Source organism: Streptomyces sp. NPDC017936 (assembly GCF_044328485.1).
In the GTDB taxonomy this organism is placed as follows: Bacteria; Actinomycetota; Actinomycetes; order Streptomycetales; family Streptomycetaceae; genus Streptomyces.
In genome coordinates this window covers 1-16,729 of record NZ_JBIRHK010000029.1, presented here as the reverse complement: position 1 = coordinate 16,729, position 16,729 = coordinate 1, and the positions used below count along the sequence as shown (strand labels likewise).

Genomic DNA, 16,729 nt, shown 5'->3' with positions numbered 1-16,729 from the left:
TGGCCGAAGCGGCCTTTCAGTGAGCGAGATCGTGTACGGCAACCTGCTGTACCCGCAGGACGACACCCCCGACGAGGTGGTGCTCTCCTCGATCAGAGCGGCGCTCGACGCCGGGGTGACGACCTTCGACACCGCGGACGTCTACGGCATGTTCCGCTCCGAGAGCCTGCTGGGCCGGGCACTGGCCGGCACGCCCCGCGAAGAGCTGGTGCTGTGCACCAAGGTGGGGATGCCGACCGGGCTCGGACCCAACGGGCGGGGGCTGTCCAGGAAACACGTCATGGAGTCCGTCGACGGCTCGCTGCGCCGTCTGCGCGTCGACCACATCGATGTCTACACCGCGCACCGCTACGACCCGGCGACTCCGCTGGAGGAGCTGATGTGGACCTTCTCCGACCTGGTACGGGCCGGGAAGATCCTCTACGTCGGCATGTCGGAATGGCCCGTGGAGCGGATCGCCGAGGCGGCCGGGATCGGCGCGCGGCTCGGCGTGCCGGTGATCTGTCACATGCCCCGCTACTCGATGCTGTGGCGGGCGCCGGAGGCCGAGGTGATCCCGGCCTGCCGTGACCTGGGCATCGGCCAGATCTGCTACTTCACCCTGGAACAGGGCGTGCTGACGGGCAAGTACACACCGGGCGCCCCGCTTCCGGCCGGGTCCCGGGCCGCGGTGCCCAAAGGCGGCCGGGCCCCGTTGATGCGACGCTGGCTGGACGACGACAAGGTCCTCGGGCGCGTCGAGCGGCTGCGCCCGCTCGCCGAGGAAGCCGGGCTGACCACGGCGCAGCTCGCCCTCGCGTGGGTGCTCCAGAATCCCGGCGTCAGCGGTGCCGTCATCGGCTCGTCCAACGCCGAACAGGTCCTGGCCAACGCCAAGTCTGCCGGCGTCCGCCTGGAGACGGACCTGCTGGCGAGGATCGACGAGGTCCTGGGCGATTCCGTCGTGCACGACGAGGAGTAGTCCCGGGCGGGAGCGCGCTGCCGCCCGCTCAGGCGGGTGCGTCCGTGCCGCGCCCGCCCGGCCCACGGCCCGGCCCGTCCGGCACGCCCGGCGCGGGGGCGCGGCGCCGAGCCGCAAGTGCCTGGACGTACGCCGGGCCGGCCCGTCCCCTGCCGTCCCTCCTGACCGACCCGCCCCCTCCCTCCGTCCCTACTTCCGACGCTCCCGGAGAGGTCCGCTACGGATGCGCATTCTGTTCACCACGTTCCCCTGGCACTCCCATCACTTCCCGATGGTCCCGCTGGAGTCGGCGGCGCTGGCCGCCGGGCATGAGGTGCGGGTCGCGAGCGCACCCGCGCTGATGCCGATCGTGACCGCGTCGGGCCTGCCCGGGATACCGGTCGGGCAGGACGTGGACCTCGCCTCCCTGTCCAACGACCGCAGCCGGGCCGCCTGGCACGTCCAGGGCCGCTGGCCCGACGACTGGCCCCTCCGCCCGGAACTCCTCGACGACGAGCAGTTCGCGCTGATCGAGAACCTGGGACGGATGCAGACGGTCATGGCCTCGGCCATGCTCGACGACCTGCTGGACTTCGCCCGGTACTGGCGGCCCGACCTGGTGGTGCACGACGCCGTCACCCTCGCCGGCCCGGTGGTCGCCGCCGCGCTGGGCGTGCCCAACGTCAGCCACCTGTGGGGCACTCCCGGACTCCAGCGCATCGAGCTGCGCCGTAGCGGCGAACCGCTGCCGGAGTACGCCCGGCTGTACGAGCGGGCGGGGGCGACGGTGCGGACCGAGCCCAGTGCCTGGATCGACCCCAGTGCCCCCGGCATCCGCTACCCGGCCGGGCCGGCCTGCCGCCAGATGCGGTACGTCCCCTACAACGGCCCGGGCCTGCTGCCGGACTGGCTGCGTCGGGAGCCGTCCGGCAGCCGGGTCTGCGTCACGTGGGGCGCCACCTCCATGGCCCTGCGCGGCGGCACCGTCGTCGAACTCGTACGCCAGTGCGTGGAAGCCGCCGCCGAGGTGGCCGACGAGGTCGTCGTCGCAGTGACCGAGCAGACCGCGCGGGCACTGGGGGACACGCCGCTGCCGGACCACGCCCGCGTCGCGGTCGGATTGCCGCTGCACCTGCTGATGCCGTCCTGCGACCTCGTGGTCCACCACGGTGGCGCCGGCACCAGCATGACCGCCGCGGTCGCGGGCGTACGGCAGCTGCTGATCACCACCCGGCCCGAGCCCACGGTCAACGGCACCCGGCTGGCCGCGTCGGGCGCCGCCCGGCACCTGATGACCACGGAGGTCCCCGCCACCGGGGAGGGGGTGCGCCTGCTGCGCGCCGAGATGGACCGCCTCCTGTCGGAGCCCGCACACGGCGCCGCCGCACGGCGGCTGGCCGACGGCATCCGCACCCAGCCCACACCTGCCGACGTGGTGGCGGAGCTGACGCATCTCGCCCGATAGGGGCGATCGGGCCCGGAAGGGGCGCATCTCGCCCGGCGGGGACGACTCCCGCCCGACAGGAGGAGCAAGACCATGCGCGTTCTGGTGGCCACGTCCCCGTGGCCCACTCACTACTTCGTCGTCCAGCCGCTGGCCGCCGCGTTCCGCGCGGCGGGCCATGAAGTCCTCGTGGCGGCCCAGCCGTCCATGGCGGACCTGGTCACCCGGTCCGGCCTGCCCATGGCCGCCGTCGGCAGCGACATCGACATGGTGGACATCCGCCGCAAGACGCTGTCCCAGGAGCTGGACGCCCGTCAGAAGCCCGGGGAACCCGACCAGGCCGACGACGGCGGCCAGGTCTTCGACACCTGGCAGCAGGCCGCCCTCGCCAACCTCGACCCGGTCATGGACCTCGCCCGGACCTGGAAACCGGACCTGGTGCTCGCCGACACCATGTGTCCGCCGGGCCTCGTCGCCGCGCAGGAACTCGGCGTGCCCGGGATCCGCCACCTGTGGGGCTGGGACTTCTACGGCTCGGCCGGCAGCGAACGGATCCTCGCCGAACTCCCGGGCTTCTACGACGTGTACCGCGCCCGCGGACTGGACGTCCAGGGCGATCCCGCACTGCGCACCGTGGACCCCTGCCCGCCGAGCCTCCAGCCGCCCGCCTCGCCCGCCCGGCTCCAGGTGCAGTACGTGCCGTACAACGGTGCGGGCCGCGCCCCCGGCCCGGAGCTGCGCCGCACGGACAAGTCCACGCCACGGGTGTGCCTCACCTGGGGAAGGTCGATCACCCGGATCATGGGCGAGCGGGCCTTCCTGCTGCCGCGGGTCGTCCGGGCGCTCGACGGGCTGGACATCGAGATCGTGGTCGCCGCCGACGCCGCCACCCACGCGCGGCTCGGCGAACTCCCCGACAACGTCCGCGTCCTCGACTCGCCGCCCCTGCATCTGTTGCTCGACGACTGCGACGCCATCGTCCACCAGGGCGGCTCGGGCACCGTGCTCAACGCGATCCGGGCCGGCCTCGGCCAGCTGGCCATCTCGCACATGGCCGACCAGGACAACATCTCCGCCGCGCTCGCCGAGACGGGCGCCGGCATCCATCTGCGCGGTGAGCAGGCCGCCGAGGAGGCCATCCGCGCCGCGGTGACCAGGCTCCTCGAGGACCCGGACATCCGCACGTCGGCGGACCGGCTGCGCGCCGAGATGCTCTCCCAGCCCACCCCCGCACAGGTGGCCGCCGGACTCGCCGAGCTGGCCACCGCCCACGCCCACCACTGAGGAAGAGGACCGTGACCGAGACCACCGTTTCCACGATCGATGAGTTCACTCTGCTCGCCATGGCCCAGGCGGTGCGCCGCGCCGGAGTGCTGTGTGCCGGGATGGACCTCGCCGTCTTCGACACGATGGCGGACGGCCCGGCCGACGCCGAGACCGTCGCCGCCCGGCTGGACGTACCGGTTCGGGGCGCGCGGGTCCTGCTGCGGGCGCTCGCCGCGATCGAGCTTCTGAAGACGGACGGCGAGCGTTTCTGGCTGGCCCCGGGAGTCGACCGGGTCCTGGTCCGGTCCAGCCCCGGCTGGTTCGGCGACATCCTCCGGCACGCGGTCAGCCGTTACGAGTGGGATGCCCTGGGCCGCCTCTCCGACGCGGTCCGGCGAGGCGGAACGGTGCTGGACACCAACGCCGAGACCCCCGACTACCCGTTCTGGGCGGACCTGGCCCGCACCCCCACCCCGCACACCCCCCTGGTCGCCGATCTGCTGGCCGACACCCTGGAGCCGTGGGCGGCGGGCCGCGAGCGCCTGGACGTCCTGGACGTGGCCTGCGGGCACGGGCTGTACGGCTACACGGTGGCCCGGCGCTATCCGCAGGCGCGGGTCCGCTCCGTCGACTGGCCGGGCGTCCTGGAGCACTCCCGGGGGCACGCGGAGCGCCTGGGCGTGCTGGACCGGGTCGAGCTGACCCCGGGCGACATGTTCGAGGTGCCGCTGAGCGGCCCGTACGACCTGTCGCTGATCACCAATGTGCTGCACCACTTCTCCGCCGAGCGCGCGGGCGAAATGCTGCGGCGCCTGGCGGAGGTGACCCGGCCGGGTGGGCGGATCGGCATCGTCGCGGTCACCGCGGACGGCCGTGACCCGGCGTCCGACCCGGTGCCCCACCTGTTCGCCGCGCTGATGCTGGCCTGGACCCACGAAGGCGAGTCGCACGCGCTGGAGACCTACCGAGACCTGTTGACGGCCAACGGCTTCGGGGAGCCCCGGCTGCACGAGGTGGGCGGGGTGCCGCTGCGCCTGCTGCTCGCCGAGCGGCTCTGAACCGCCGTCCGTCTCCGGCTCCCGTACCCCTCACCGTCCCTCCCTCGACCGAAAGGCACGCGATGACGAACACCCCCACGGCCGCCCCCTCGCCGGCCGACGCCCGCGAGATCCTCCAGCTCAATGTCGCCTACACCCGGGCCCGAGCGCTCCACACCGCCATGGAGCTGGGCCTCTTCGAGCACCTCTCCGCGGGTCCGCGCACCGAGGCGGAGATCCGCGAGCACGGCCGGCTGCACTCCCACCTCGTGCGCGACTGGCTGGACGCACTGGTCGGGCTGGGCCTGCTGACCGTCGACGGCGGAACGTACGCCAACGCGCCCCGCGCGGAGCACTTCCTGGTCCCGGGCCGCCCGCACTACATCGGCGGCGCCGTGCTGCAGCACGGCCGGGTCCACTACGAGCTGTGGAACCGCTTCGCCGACGCCCTGCGCGACGGCAAGGCCACCTCGGGCAAGGACATCACCGCGGGCGCGGTGGTGGAGGAGCAGCCGGACCTGGACCGGGCCCGCCGGTTCCTCGACCACATGGACACCTTCAACCAGTTCGTGGCCGCGGAGCTGAGCAAGGCCCTGGACTGGAGCCGCTGGAAGACGTTCGTGGACGTCGGCGGAGCCCGCGGCAACGTCGCGGCACAACTGGTGCTGGACCACCCGGACCTGAAGGGCTCGGTCTTCGACGTGCCCGGCGTGGAGCCGCTGTTCGACGAGCACATGGCGACCCGCGGCACCACGGGCCGAGTCGACTTCGTGGGCGGGGACTTCTTCACCGATCCCCTGCCCGCCGCCGACGTGATCCTCTTCGGGCACGTCCTGCACGACCACCCGGAGGAAAGCCGCAAGCGGCTGCTGGGCCAGGCGTTCCGCGCCCTGCCCCCGGGCGGCACCCTGCTGGTCTACGACGCGATGCTCGACGACCGCTCCGAGGCGGGGGCCTATCTGCAGAGCCTGGTGTGCTCCGTCATCCTCGACGGCGGCTCGGAGTACCGGGTACGGGACATCACGGCCTGGGCCGAGGAGGCCGGCTTCACGGTGGAGCAGGTCATCCCGTTGGACACCATGACGCACGACCGGCTCTTCGTGGCCCGCAAGCCCGGCTGACGCGGGGCCGGGCCCGCACACGGCTGCGCCGCCGTCCCGGTGACCGGGACGGCGGCGCACCCGTTTCCGCCGCACGGCTGCGGCACCCGCCCCGGACCGGACGCCGGCTCCCGCACCCGCCCCGGACGGAACGCTTCCTGCCGCACCCGGCTCAGCCGTACGCGGCGGCGAGCCCCGTCGCGACTTCGGCGGGCGTGGGGCGGTCGGCCTGTTCCGCGGCGACCTCGGCGGCACGGGCCCGCCAGGACGGGTCGGTGAGCAGCGTCCGGCAGGCCGCCTCGACGCGGTCGGCGTCGAGGTCGAGGGCGGGCAGGGCGATGCCCAGCCCCGCCGCCTCGATGCGCCGCGCGTTGTCCGGGGCGTCGGCGATCGGCACGGTCAGCACCACCTGGGGCACCCCCGCGGTCGTCGCGGCCATCGTCATGCCGGAGGAGCCGTAGTGGACCAGGACGGCACAGCGCGGCATCAGGTGGTCCACCGGCTGCCAGCCCACGGACAGCACGCCGGGCGGCGCCGGCGGCAGCCCCCGTGCACCGGCCGGGTCGATGGCCACCACCACCTCCACGCCGAGCGCGGGCAGGGTGTGGGTCAGCCGGGTGATCAGGCCCCGCATCCTCTCCGGTGCCAGGGACGGCAGCACACTGCCGAAGGTCAGGCACACCAGCGGGAGCTTCCGGGGCTCGTCCAGCCAGCCGGGCAGTTCGGCGGGACCGGTCACCGGGACGTAGCGCATGGGGTCGCCGGCCGTGCCGGGGTGCTGGAGGCTGGGCGAGCAGGTGTCGAGGACGCGGGCCGGCCGGGGCAGCCCGGCGAGTCCGTACCCGTGCAGTTCGGGTTCGAGTTCCTCCTCGGCGGCCAGCGCGAACTCGGGGTTGGGACGGATGCCCCAGCCGTGCTCGATCCGGGGGACGCCGAGGTGCGCGGCTGCCAGCGGACCCGCGAACTCCACGGGGTCGGTGACGATCAGGTCCGGTCGCCAGCGACGGGCGAGCGTGACCGTCTCCGTCAGGTGCCGGGCGCCCAGCCGCCCCCAGCCGTGGCCGCTGCGCCAGACCCGGTCCGCCTCGGCGGTGTGGGGCACCGGGCGGCCGGCCCGGTCCCGGGCCATCACGTCCCGCAGCGCCACGGGCGACAGCGGCGCCACGGGCAGCCCGCGCTCCAGGACCTTCGACGCGAAGTCCTCGTCCGTGGCCACCAGGACCTCGTGTCCCTCGGCGCGCAGTGCCCAGGACAGCGGCAGCAGAGGGTTGAAGTGGCCGAGCAGGGGGGTGGAACAGACCAGTACGCGCATGTCAGTCAATCGCCTTCATTGCGACCTGCCTTCGGTTCGGACACAGAGCAGCGGCGTCCGGCAACCGGCCGCGCCGCACTGTCCCGCACGGTCCTGGAAGCGGATCGCGTGGCCCTGGAGCGGCGCTGGAGGAGACGGGCACGGCTCAGCCTCAGGCGGGCCTCTAGGCGTCCTGCCTAGCGTCGGTGCGTCTCCCGATGTCCAGGATCAGGGGCTTTCATGCGCATCTTGTTCGTGACGTCCGTCTCCGCCTCGCATCTCGCTCCCATGGTTCCGCTGGCCTGGGCCCTGCGGGCCGCGGGGCACGACGTGCGGGTGGCCTGCGACGCCGACACGGCGCCGGGTGCGCTGGCGCTCGGGCTGACCGTGGTGCGGGTGAGCGCGGACGGCGACTTCGCCCGACGGCACCGCGAGAGCGTGCGGGGCGTACCCGGCGAGCCGTACTACCGGGAGCGGGACGCGCTGCCCCGCATGTTCGCCGACCGGGCCCTCGCCATGCTCGACGGTCTGGCGGCGCTCGTCGACCGCTGGCGGCCGCACGCGGTGGTGCACGAGCCGGTGGCCTTCGCCGCGGAAACGGTCGCCGCCGCACGGGACCTCCCCACGCTACGGCATCTCTGGGGTCCTGACCTCTTCGGTACGCCGCCCGGTGCCTGGCTGCGGCACCGGGTGCGCGAGCTGGTGACGGCCGAGGCACCGGACAGCGCGTGGCCGTCGGCGCGGGAGGTCGTGATCGACCCCTGTCCCGTTCCGCTCCAGCGACCGGGGCCCGGCGCCGTCGTCCCGGTCCGCTACGTCCCCGTGGACCGGCCGGGAACGGTCCCGGCCTGGCTGCTGGATCCGCCCGGAGCGCCGCGGGTCTGTGTCACCTGGGGGACGTTCGCCGACGGCATGCCGGGCGGCCATCCGCTGATGCGGGCGATGCGCGCGCTGCCGCGGCTCGGCGTGGAGGTGGTGCTCGTCGCCCGCGCCGATGACCTGGCCCGGCTGGGCGGACTCCCCGCCGGCGTACGGGCGGTGACCGGCGTGCCCCTGCACGCCGTACTGCCCTCGTGCACGGCGGTCGTGCACCACGGCGGGGCCAACACCGCGCTGGGTGCCGTGGTCCGCGGACTGCCGCAGCTCGTCGTGAGCGACACCTTCGAACGGGCTCTGAACGCGCAGCGGCTGGCGGAGACCGGCGCGGTGGTGCACCTGGAGGCGCGGGAGGCGGAGACGGATCCGGACGCCGTCGCGGCGGCGGCAGGGCGGCTGGTCGGCGACGGCCGGTACGCGCGGGCCGCCGCGGAACTGCGCGGCCTGGCCCTGTCCCGCCCGTCCCCGGCCCAGGTCGCCGGTGGCTTCGAGGAACTGCTCGCCCAGTGGCCCGTAGCGGGCGCACCGATCACGAAAGGCGCATGATGCACAACGACAACGCGGACGACGCCGTACGGACGACGGACGTCGTGGTGGTGGGAGGAGGCCCGGTCGGCCTGATGCTGGCCGGGGAGCTGCGGGCCGGCGGGGTGGAGGCCCTGGTGCTCGAGAAGCTCGTCGAGCCCGCCGGTCACGACCGGGCGGGGGCCCTGCACATCCGGACGGTGGAGACGCTGGACCTGCGCGGGCTGCTGGACCGGTTCCTGGAGGGAACGCAGGTCGCCAAGGGGCTGCCCTTCGCCGGGATCTTCACCCGGGGTCTGGACTTCGGGCTGGTGGACACCCGGCACCCGTACACGGCCCTGGTGCCGCAGTCGCGCACCGAGGCCCTGCTCGCCGAGCACGCGCGCGAGGCGGGCGCGGAGATCCATCGCGGTCACGAGGTGACCGGGCTGCGCCAGGACGCGGAAGGGGTGGAGGTGACGGTGGAGGGGCCGAGCGGCCCGTACCGGGTGCGTGCCCGCTACGTCGTCGGCTGTGACGGCGGACGCAGCGCGGTCCGCCGGCTGGCCGGGATCGGCTTCCCCGGCACCGAGGCCACCGTCCGCGCCCTGATCGGCTATGTGACCACTCCCGAGCGCGATGTGCCGCGCCGCTGGGAGCGCACCCCGGACGGCATTCTGGTGCTGGCGTTCCCGCCGGAGGGCGGCCTGGGCCGGGTGGTCGTCATCGAGTACGGGCACCCCCCGGCGGCGCACGAGGGACCGGTGACCCTGGAGGATCTCAACGCCGCCGTCGCGCGGGTGCGGGGCACGCCCCTGACGCTGACCGAACCGGTGTCGTGGCTCTCCCGGTTCGGGGACGCGAGCCGCCAGGCGGAGCGCTACCGCAGCGGACGGGTGCTGCTGGCCGGTGACGCGGCGCACGTGCACTTCCCGATCGGCGGCCAGGGGCTGAACACCGGTCTGCAGGACGCGTTCAACCTGGGCTGGAAGCTGGCGGCCCGGGTCCGCGGGTGGGGCTCGGAGGAACTGCTCGACACCTACCACGACGAGCGGCATCCGGTCGCCGAGCGGGTCCTGCTCAACACGCGGGCGCAGCTCGCCCTGATGCGCCCGGACGAGCAGCACACCACCCCGCTGCGCGGCTTCGTCGAGGAGCTGCTCGGCACGGACGAGGTGAACCGGTACTTCACCGGCATGATCACCGGTACGGACGTGCGGTACGCGACGTCCACCCCCGCCGCCCCGGCGCGACCGCACCCGTGGGCGGGGCGTTTCGCCGGCCATCTGGTGCTGTCCGGCGGGCCCGAGGGGCCGGTGCCGGTGGCCGAACTGCTGCATCCGGCACGGCCGTTGCTGCTCGACCTCGCGGGGCGGGCCGATCTGCGGGAGGCGACGCGCCCGTGGTCCGACCGGGTCTGCGTGGTCGCGGGCGAGGCGGCCGTCGAGCCGTCGGCGCAGGCACTGCTGGTCCGCCCGGACGGCTATGTCGCCTGGGCCGGTTCACCGGCCGCGACGGCGGACGAACTGCGCGCGAGCCTGGCCCGCTGGTTCGGCCCGCCGGCGGCCGAGGGCGCGCCGGCCGCGGGGAGCGCGCCGGTCGCCGAGGGTGCGCCCTGAGCGCCTTGAAACCCAAATAGCCGAGGCCTTATATTCGGTCCCGACTAAGCTACTTATTCGGAACCGAATATAAGAGTCCGAGGAGGGTGCCATGGGATCCGGGGAGCACGCCATCGAGGTAGTCGGTGCCCGCACGCACAACCTGGACGATCTGACGGTCTCCGTGCCCAAGGGCCGGGTCGTCGCGTTCGCGGGAGTGAGCGGCAGCGGCAAGACCTCACTGCTGATCGACACCATCCACGCCGAGGCCCAGCTGCGGTATCTGGAGGGGATCAGCCCGTTCGTACGGCAGTTCATCACTCCGCGGGACCGCCCGCAGGTGACCCGGATCGACGGGCTGCCCCCCACGCTCGCCGTCGACCAGCGGACCCCGGCGCGCAGCCCGCGCTCCACGCTGGCCACCGTCACCGGAGCCGGCGACTACCTCGGTCTCGCCTTCGCCCGGCTGCCTCCGCTGGCCAGGGACTGGGACCCGGCGCTGGGCGCGGTGCTGAAGCCGGCGCAGTTCAACCCGGCCATGCCGGAGGGGTGCTGCGCACAGTGCCGTGGCAGCGGAGGCCGGGCCCGGTCCGCGGAGGCCCTGCTGATCACCGAACCCGGCCGGCCGCTGCTGGACGGGGCGTCGCCGTGGTTCGCCATGGCGCGCGCTCCCGAACGGGCGACGGTTCAGGCGCTGGCCCGGCGCTTCGCGGCGGATCTCGCCCGGCCCTGGCGCGAGCAGCCCGCGGAGTTCCGGCGGGCGGTGCTGCACGGCACGGGCGAGGAAGCGGTGGAGATCGCCTACGAGGCGACCATGAAGAAGAGCGGCACGGCGGTCAGCGTCCGTGACAGCCGCCCGTGGCCGGGGGCGATCGCAGAGGCGGAGCGGCTGTACGGCGCTGCGGCCAGTCCCGCCGTCCGGGCGACGTACGAGCCGTTCGTCCGCAACGAGCCCTGTGCCGCGTGCGAAGGGACGGGCCTGGGCGCGGTCGCCCGTACCGTGCGGCTCGGCGGCCGGCGCCTGCACGAACTCCTCGACCGCCCGGTCGAGGACGTGCTCGGCTGGGCCGAAGGTCTGGCCACGACGCTCGGTCCGGCCCAGCGTGAGGCGGCGCAGGCGGTCCTGCCCGCCCTCCGGGCGCGGCTCAGGCTGCTGGTCCGGCTCGGGATCGGACACGTCCAGCTCTCCCGCCCGGCTCCCACGCTGTCCGGTGGGGAACTGCAGCGGGCCCGGGTGGCGGCCCAGCTGTGCACCGATCTGTCGGGGGTGGCGTTCGTCCTGGACGAGCCGTCCGCCGGTCTGCATCCGGCCGACAAGGCGCGGCTGGGCGAACTCATCGAGGAACTGCGCGGCTCCGGGAACACCGTCCTCATGATCGAGCACGATCCCGAGCTGATCTCCCGGGCGGACTGGGTGATCGACATCGGCCCACGGGCCGGGCGCGAGGGCGGACGGCTGGTGGCCCAGGGCACTCCGCGGGAGGTCGCGGCCGTCCCCGAATCGCTGACCGGCCGCTATCTGGCGATGCCGGGCGGACGGGTGCGGCGCGCCCGGCGCCCGGTGCGCGCCGACCGGATGCTCAGCCTGACCGATGTCGACGTGCGGACCGTGCGGGCCGACCGGATCGACATCCCGCTGGGCGCGCTGACCTGCCTCACGGGCGTGAGCGGCAGCGGCAAGAGCACGCTGCTCATGGACGGTGTGGCCGGGGCGGTGCAGGCCCGCCTCGACGGGACGAGCGTGCCGGGTGTCGGCGGGGTGGACTGGACGGGCCCACTGCACTGGGCGACCGTGGTCGACCAGGAGCCCATCGGCAGGACACCGCGCTCCAATCCGGCGACGTACACCAAGGCGTTCAACCTGATCCGCAACCTGTTCGCGGGCACCGACGCCGCCGCCCGCCGCGGGTTGACAGCGGGTTCGTTCTCCTTCAACTCGCCGGGCGGACGCTGCGAACCGTGCACCGGGTACGGCGTGCGGCAGGTCGACATGAACTTCCTGCCCGACGTCTGGGTCACCTGCGACGTCTGCGACGGCAGGCGGTTCGGGCCCGAGGTGCTGGCGGTGACCTACCAGGGGCTGGCCATCGACGAGGTGCTGGACCTGAGTGTCGACGAGGCGAGCGAGCTGCTGGACACGCCCGCGCTGCGGCCGGTGCTCACGGCGCTGCGGCGGACGGGACTGGGCTACATGCGGCTTGGGCAGAGCGCCACCGTGCTGTCCGGCGGCGAGGCGCAGCGGCTGAAGCTCGCCGCCGCGCTTACCAAGGGCGCGCGGCAGCCCGGCCTCGTGGTGCTGGACGAGCCGGTCACCGGTCTGCATCCGGCGGACGTGCAGGTGCTGGTCGACGCGTTCGACGTGCTGATCGCCGCGGGCAACACCGTGGTCCTCGCCGAGCACGACCTGCACCTGGCCGCCGCTGCGGACTGGCTGATCGACATGGGCCCGGGCAGCGGTGCGGCCGGCGGCAGCGTGCTGCACTGCGGTCCTCCGGACACCCTCCCCCCGGACTCGGGCCCCACCGCCGGGTATCTGCGCGGGCTGCTCCCCGGCCAGGGTGCTCCCAAGGCATCAGTCGATGCCGTATAGTCGGAACCGACTAAGGGAGGTAGAGAGATGGCGGTGCGCAAACGGCCGGTGTCCAACCTGCTCGGGCTCGCGGTCCTCGGGCTGCTGCTGGAACAGCCGATGCATCCGTACGAGATGGCCGCGACCCTGCGGGAGCGCAACAAGGACACCAGCTTCAAGGTCAGGACCGGCTCGCTCTACGACGTCGTGGACGCCTTGGAGCGGGCCGGCTGGATCGCCGAGCACAGCACCGAACGCGCCGGGCGCCGGCCGGAGCGCACCGTGTACGCCCACACCGACCTGGGCCGCAAGGAGTTCATGAGCTGGCTCGACGAACTGGTCCGTACCCCGGTGAAGGAGTACCCCAGCTTCCTCGCCGCGGTGAGCTACCTCGGCGCCCTCGGGCCCGAACGCGCCGTCCAGGCCCTGCGGGAGCGCATCACCCGCCTGGACGAGCAGATCGAGGAGGCCCGCCAGGCACGGACCGCGGTACTGGACCAGCAGACGCCGCGGCTGTTCGTGATCGAACTCGAATACGCCCTGACCATGGCCGAAGCCGAGCGGGACTGGGCCCGGCGGATCGTCGCCGAGATCCACGACGGCACCCTCGCCTGGCCCGAACTCACCACCAAGGAGGGCCGCGAGGTATGGACCGACCAGGACGAGACGGAAGACAGGACGGAGAAGCAGCAGACATGAGCGCACCACCCGCGACGCACGACCAGCGGGCCGAACCGTATCCGCCGAGGAAGGCATTACCCATGATCCAGGCCAAGGGGCTGGCCAAGACGTTCACCACCAAGCAGGGTCCGGTCGAGGCGGTGGCCGGAGTCGACTTCACCGTCCACGCGGGCGAGATCGTGGGCTTCCTGGGGCCCAACGGCGCCGGCAAGACCACCACCATGCGGATGCTGACCACGCTGCTCCCGCCGAGTTCGGGCACGGCCGTCATCGCCGGCCGGGATCTGCTGCGTGAGCCCGCGAAGGTCCGCACGCACATCGGCTACGTCTCCCAGGCGGGCGGCGCCAAGCCCAGCTCCCTGGTCCGCCGGGACCTCGTCCTGCAGGGCCGCCTCTACGGCATGTCCCGCCCCGAGGCCGAGGCCCGCACCGACGAGGTGATCACCCAGCTCGGCCTCGAGGAACTCGCGGGCCGGGTCATCCAGACCCTCTCCGGCGGCCAGCGCCGCCGCGTCGACATGGCGCTGGGCCTGATGCACCAGCCGAAGCTGCTCTTCCTCGACGAACCCACCGCCAACCTCGACCCAGAGAGCCGCAACGACGTCTGGGAGCACATCCGCCGCCTGCGGGACGAGCGCGGCACCACCGTGTTCCTCACCACCCACTACCTCGACGAGGCCGACAGCCTCTGCGACCGCGTCCTGATCATCGACAAGGGCCGCATCGTCGCCGAGGACAGCCCGCGGAACCTGAAGGCCGCCATCTCCCACGACACCATCGAGCTCGAGGTGGACGGCGACACCGCACGGGCCACCGAACTGCTCACCGCCCACCGCGACGTCCAGGAGGTGTCGGCGAACGGCACGGTCCTGTCGATCAGTTGCCGCGACGCCGAGCGCCTCCTCGCCGACCTGCTGCGCACGCTGGAGTCCGCGCGCGTCCGGGTGGAGTCCCTGCGGGTGCTGAAGCCCACGCTCGACGACGTCTTCATGACCCTGACCGACCGGCGTTCGCAGCGCGGCGCGGACGCCGTCCACGCCTGAAGGGAGCCAAGGATGCACACGATCCGCGACGCGGCGATCATCTTCCGCGACGAGGCCGCCGCCGTGGCCCAGAAGAGGATGGGTCTCCTCATCGGCCTCGTCCAGCCGTTCGTCTACATGGCCCTGTTCGGCCCCCTGCTGGTCAAGATGCTGCCGGAGGACGGTCCGGCCGCCTGGCAGGTCTACATCCCGGGCCTGCTGGTCCAGCTGGGCCTGTTCGCCACCGGCTACGCCGGGTTCGGTCTCATCCCCGACGTCCGTTCCGGCTACCTGGAACGGCTGCGGGTGACCCCGGCGAGCCGGCTCGGCCTGCTCCTCGGCAGGGTCCTCTGGGACGTCCTGGCCCTGTTCGTCCAATCGGTGGTCATCGTCCTCATCGCCCTGCTCTTCGGCCTGCGCGCGCCGTTCGGCGGCATCGTGGCCGCCATCGCCCTGATGATGCTCGTCGGCATCAGCCTGGCCTTCCTCTCCTACGCGCTGGCCATGAAGCTGACATCGGAGTGGCTCTTCGCCCCCGTCCTCAACGGCATCGCCTTGCCTCTGATGCTGCTGTCCGGCATCCTCCTGCCCCTGACCTATGCCCCCGGCTGGCTCCAGGCCATCGGCGACGCCAACCCCCTGCGCTACGCGGTGGACGCCATGCGCGACTTCTTCACCGGCGACTACACCTCCCACCACGTCGTGACCGGCGTGGCCGTGGTGCTCGGCCTGATGGTCGTCTCGGCGGTGGGCGGCACCCGCATCTTCGCCAAGTACAACGCGTGAGCCGTCCGGCACCGGACACGGTACGGCCGCGGTCCCCGAGCCCCCGGCTCGGGGACCGCGGCCGTACCGTGCTTGATCCCCTGTGAAGGACAGCGGGGAGCAAGGGCTCCGGTCCCCGATGGGCCACGTCCGTCGTGGAGGGCACGGGGAGGAGGAGTCCCGGCCCCGCCGTTCGTTCCCGCCGGGGTCCAGCGCCGGGAGCGTCGAGTGGTCCCGGCCGGCCTCCCGCCCGGCTGCGGCCCGTCAGGAGTCGCCGGACGCCGGCGTACCGGGGTGGCTGTAGAAGCCGCGGCCCGTCTTCCGGCCGAGCAGGCCCGCCTGGACCATCCGGCACAGCAGCGGCGGTGGAGCGTAGAGGGGCTCCTTGAACTCCGCGTACAGGGACTCGGCGACGGCCAGGGTGGTGTCGAGCCCGATGTGGTCGGCCAGCCGCAGCGGGCCCATCGGGTGGGCGCAGCCGCGGACCATGCCCTCGTCGATGTCGTGGGCGACGGCGAACCCGGACTCGAACATGCGGATCGCCGAGAGGATGTAGGGGATCAGCAGGGAGTTGACCACGAAGCCGGCGCGGTCCTGGGAGACGATGACGTGCCGCCCCAGGACGTCGCTGACGAAGCCCCTGATCCGCTTCCAAGTGGTCTCGTCCGTGACCAGGGAGGGGACGAGTTCGACGAGGTCGAGGACGGGGACCGGGTTGAAGAAGTGCAGCCCCACGACCCGGCCGGGGCGGCCGGTGGCGGCGGCCAGCTTCATGACGGGGAGGGACGAGGTGTTGGACGCCAGCAGCGACTCGGGTCGCTGCATGACCTCGTCGAGCCGGGCGAGGACGCCCAGCTTGAGTTCCTCGTCCTCGGGCACGGCCTCGACCGCCAGGTCCCGGTCGGCGAAGTCCGCGAGGTCGGTGGTGAACGCCAGCGAGGCCAGCGCCGTCTCGCGTGCGGCGTCGGTGAGCTTGCCGCGGGCGACCGCCCGGGCCAGGGACCTCTCGATCCGGCGGCGTCCGGCCTCCACCGCCGGCAGGTCGACGTCGTGGACCAGGGTGTCCAGGCCGCTCCGTGCGCAGAGCTCCGCGATCCCCGAGCCCATGAGCCCGCAGCCGACCACGCCCACGGAGCGGATCCCGGCCGCGTCGCCGCTCATCGCGCACCGCCAGGGGTGCCCGGCAGGTTGCGGGCCATGACGATGCGCTGGACCTGGTTGGTGCCCTCGTAGATCTGGGTGATCTTGGCGTCGCGCATCATGCGTTCGACCGGGTAGTCGCGGGTGTAGCCGTAGCCGCCGAGGAGCTGGACGGCGTCCGTGGTGACCTCCATCGCCACGTCCGAGGCGAAGCACTTGGCGGCCGCGCCCTGGAAGGTGAGGTCGCTGTCGCCGCGCTCGGAGGCCGCGGCGGCCTGGTAGGTCAGGGCGCGGGCGGCCGAGATCTTCATGGCCATGTCGGCGAGCATGAACTGGATGCCCTGGAAGTCGGCGATCGGCCTGCCGAACTGCCTGCGCTCGGTGACGTAGCCCTTGGCGTGGTCCAGGGCGCCCTGGGCGACGCCGAGGGCCTGGGCGGCGATGGTGATGCGGGTGTGGTCGAGGGTCTTCATCGCGGTGGCGAAGCCGGTGCCCT

General features: G+C 73.2%; 14 protein-coding genes. 11 read left to right on the top strand and 3 right to left on the bottom strand.

The window, feature by feature from the left end; translation table 11 throughout:
• The first annotated feature begins 19 nt into the window (after positions 1-19).
• From ACH4F6_RS38285 to mtmMI, 5 genes are all read left to right on the top strand, one after another.
• Positions 20-961, top strand: coding sequence for an aldo/keto reductase (locus tag ACH4F6_RS38285; protein WP_397965184.1), 942 nt, complete (start codon positions 20-22; stop codon positions 959-961).
• Positions 962-1,184: 223 nt separating this feature from the next.
• Positions 1,185-2,405, top strand: a complete 1,221-nt coding sequence (gene mtmGIV, locus ACH4F6_RS38280) for a mithramycin biosynthesis glycosyltransferase MtmGIV (RefSeq protein ID WP_397965183.1) — start codon at positions 1,185-1,187, stop codon at positions 2,403-2,405.
• Between the two features lie 72 nt (positions 2,406-2,477).
• Positions 2,478-3,668: a mithramycin biosynthesis glycosyltransferase MtmGIII gene (gene mtmGIII / locus ACH4F6_RS38275; protein WP_397965182.1), complete on the top strand. Its 1,191-nt coding sequence runs from the start codon at positions 2,478-2,480 to the stop codon at positions 3,666-3,668.
• Between the two features lie 11 nt (positions 3,669-3,679).
• Positions 3,680-4,708, top strand: coding sequence for a methyltransferase (locus tag ACH4F6_RS38270; RefSeq protein ID WP_397965180.1), 1,029 nt, complete (start codon positions 3,680-3,682; stop codon positions 4,706-4,708).
• Positions 4,709-4,770: 62 nt separating this feature from the next.
• On the top strand, positions 4,771-5,808 hold the full coding sequence (mtmMI, locus tag ACH4F6_RS38265; protein ID WP_397965178.1) for a demethylpremithracinone o-methyltransferase: 1,038 nt from the start codon (positions 4,771-4,773) through the stop codon (positions 5,806-5,808).
• A gap of 151 nt (positions 5,809-5,959) precedes the next feature.
• Here mtmMI and mtmGII read toward each other — a convergent pair whose 3' ends face one another.
• Positions 5,960-7,099, bottom strand: a complete 1,140-nt coding sequence (gene mtmGII, locus ACH4F6_RS38260) for a 3A-deolivosylpremithramycin B:dTDP-D-olivose D-olivosyltransferase MtmGII (RefSeq protein WP_397965264.1) — start codon at positions 7,097-7,099, stop codon at positions 5,960-5,962.
• A gap of 219 nt (positions 7,100-7,318) precedes the next feature.
• On the opposite strand from mtmGII, the gene ACH4F6_RS38255 reads away from it, so the two are divergent.
• The 6 genes from ACH4F6_RS38255 to ACH4F6_RS38230 all read left to right on the top strand — a co-directional run bounded on the left by ACH4F6_RS38255 (position 7,319) and on the right by ACH4F6_RS38230 (position 15,114).
• Positions 7,319-8,500: a nucleotide disphospho-sugar-binding domain-containing protein gene (locus ACH4F6_RS38255; RefSeq protein ID WP_397965177.1), complete on the top strand. Its 1,182-nt coding sequence runs from the start codon at positions 7,319-7,321 to the stop codon at positions 8,498-8,500.
• Positions 8,497-10,077, top strand: coding sequence for an FAD-dependent monooxygenase (locus ACH4F6_RS38250; RefSeq protein ID WP_397965175.1), 1,581 nt, complete (start codon positions 8,497-8,499; stop codon positions 10,075-10,077). Before ACH4F6_RS38255 ends, ACH4F6_RS38250 begins: the two co-directional genes overlap by 4 nt.
• 91 nt (positions 10,078-10,168) lie before the next feature.
• On the top strand, positions 10,169-12,646 hold the full coding sequence (locus ACH4F6_RS38245) for an excinuclease ABC subunit UvrA (protein ID WP_397965173.1): 2,478 nt from the start codon (positions 10,169-10,171) through the stop codon (positions 12,644-12,646).
• Positions 12,647-12,673: 27 nt separating this feature from the next.
• A complete protein-coding gene (locus ACH4F6_RS38240) occupies positions 12,674-13,324 on the top strand; it encodes a PadR family transcriptional regulator (RefSeq protein WP_397965171.1) in 651 nt (216 codons plus the stop codon).
• Complete coding sequence (locus ACH4F6_RS38235; RefSeq protein ID WP_397965169.1) at positions 13,321-14,349, top strand: ATP-binding cassette domain-containing protein; 1,029 nt, start codon at positions 13,321-13,323, stop codon at positions 14,347-14,349. Before ACH4F6_RS38240 ends, ACH4F6_RS38235 begins: the two co-directional genes overlap by 4 nt.
• Positions 14,350-14,361: 12 nt before the next feature.
• Positions 14,362-15,114, top strand: coding sequence for an ABC transporter permease (locus ACH4F6_RS38230; RefSeq protein WP_397965168.1), 753 nt, complete (start codon positions 14,362-14,364; stop codon positions 15,112-15,114).
• 243 nt (positions 15,115-15,357) lie between these two features.
• On the opposite strand, the gene ACH4F6_RS38225 is transcribed toward ACH4F6_RS38230, so the two are convergent.
• Entirely contained in the window at positions 15,358-16,254 is an 897-nt protein-coding gene (locus ACH4F6_RS38225; protein ID WP_397965166.1) for a 3-hydroxybutyryl-CoA dehydrogenase, read from the bottom strand.
• Positions 16,251-16,729: acyl-CoA dehydrogenase family protein (locus ACH4F6_RS38220; protein WP_397965165.1), on the bottom strand; the 479-nt coding region annotated here is incomplete at its 5' end. The genes ACH4F6_RS38220 and ACH4F6_RS38225, both read right to left, overlap by 4 nt.

Excerpts from the sequence above, each read along its gene's own strand:
- ACH4F6_RS38235 (WP_397965169.1), top strand. The coding sequence starts at position 13,321 with ATGAGCGCACCACCCGCGACGCACGACCAGCGGGCCGAACCGTATCCG.
- ACH4F6_RS38250 (WP_397965175.1), top strand. The coding sequence starts at position 8,497 with ATGATGCACAACGACAACGCGGACGACGCCGTACGGACGACGGACGTC.
- mtmGIII (WP_397965182.1), top strand. The coding sequence starts at position 2,478 with ATGCGCGTTCTGGTGGCCACGTCCCCGTGGCCCACTCACTACTTCGTC.
- ACH4F6_RS38225 (WP_397965166.1), bottom strand. The coding sequence starts at position 16,254 with ATGAGCGGCGACGCGGCCGGGATCCGCTCCGTGGGCGTGGTCGGCTGC.
- ACH4F6_RS38255 (WP_397965177.1), top strand. The coding sequence starts at position 7,319 with ATGCGCATCTTGTTCGTGACGTCCGTCTCCGCCTCGCATCTCGCTCCC.
- mtmGIV (WP_397965183.1), top strand. The coding sequence starts at position 1,185 with ATGCGCATTCTGTTCACCACGTTCCCCTGGCACTCCCATCACTTCCCG.
- ACH4F6_RS38230 (WP_397965168.1), top strand. The coding sequence starts at position 14,362 with ATGCACACGATCCGCGACGCGGCGATCATCTTCCGCGACGAGGCCGCC.
- mtmMI (WP_397965178.1), top strand. The coding sequence starts at position 4,771 with ATGACGAACACCCCCACGGCCGCCCCCTCGCCGGCCGACGCCCGCGAG.
- mtmGII (WP_397965264.1), bottom strand. The coding sequence starts at position 7,099 with ATGCGCGTACTGGTCTGTTCCACCCCCCTGCTCGGCCACTTCAACCCT.
- ACH4F6_RS38245 (WP_397965173.1), top strand. The coding sequence starts at position 10,169 with ATGGGATCCGGGGAGCACGCCATCGAGGTAGTCGGTGCCCGCACGCAC.
- ACH4F6_RS38240 (WP_397965171.1), top strand. The coding sequence starts at position 12,674 with ATGGCGGTGCGCAAACGGCCGGTGTCCAACCTGCTCGGGCTCGCGGTC.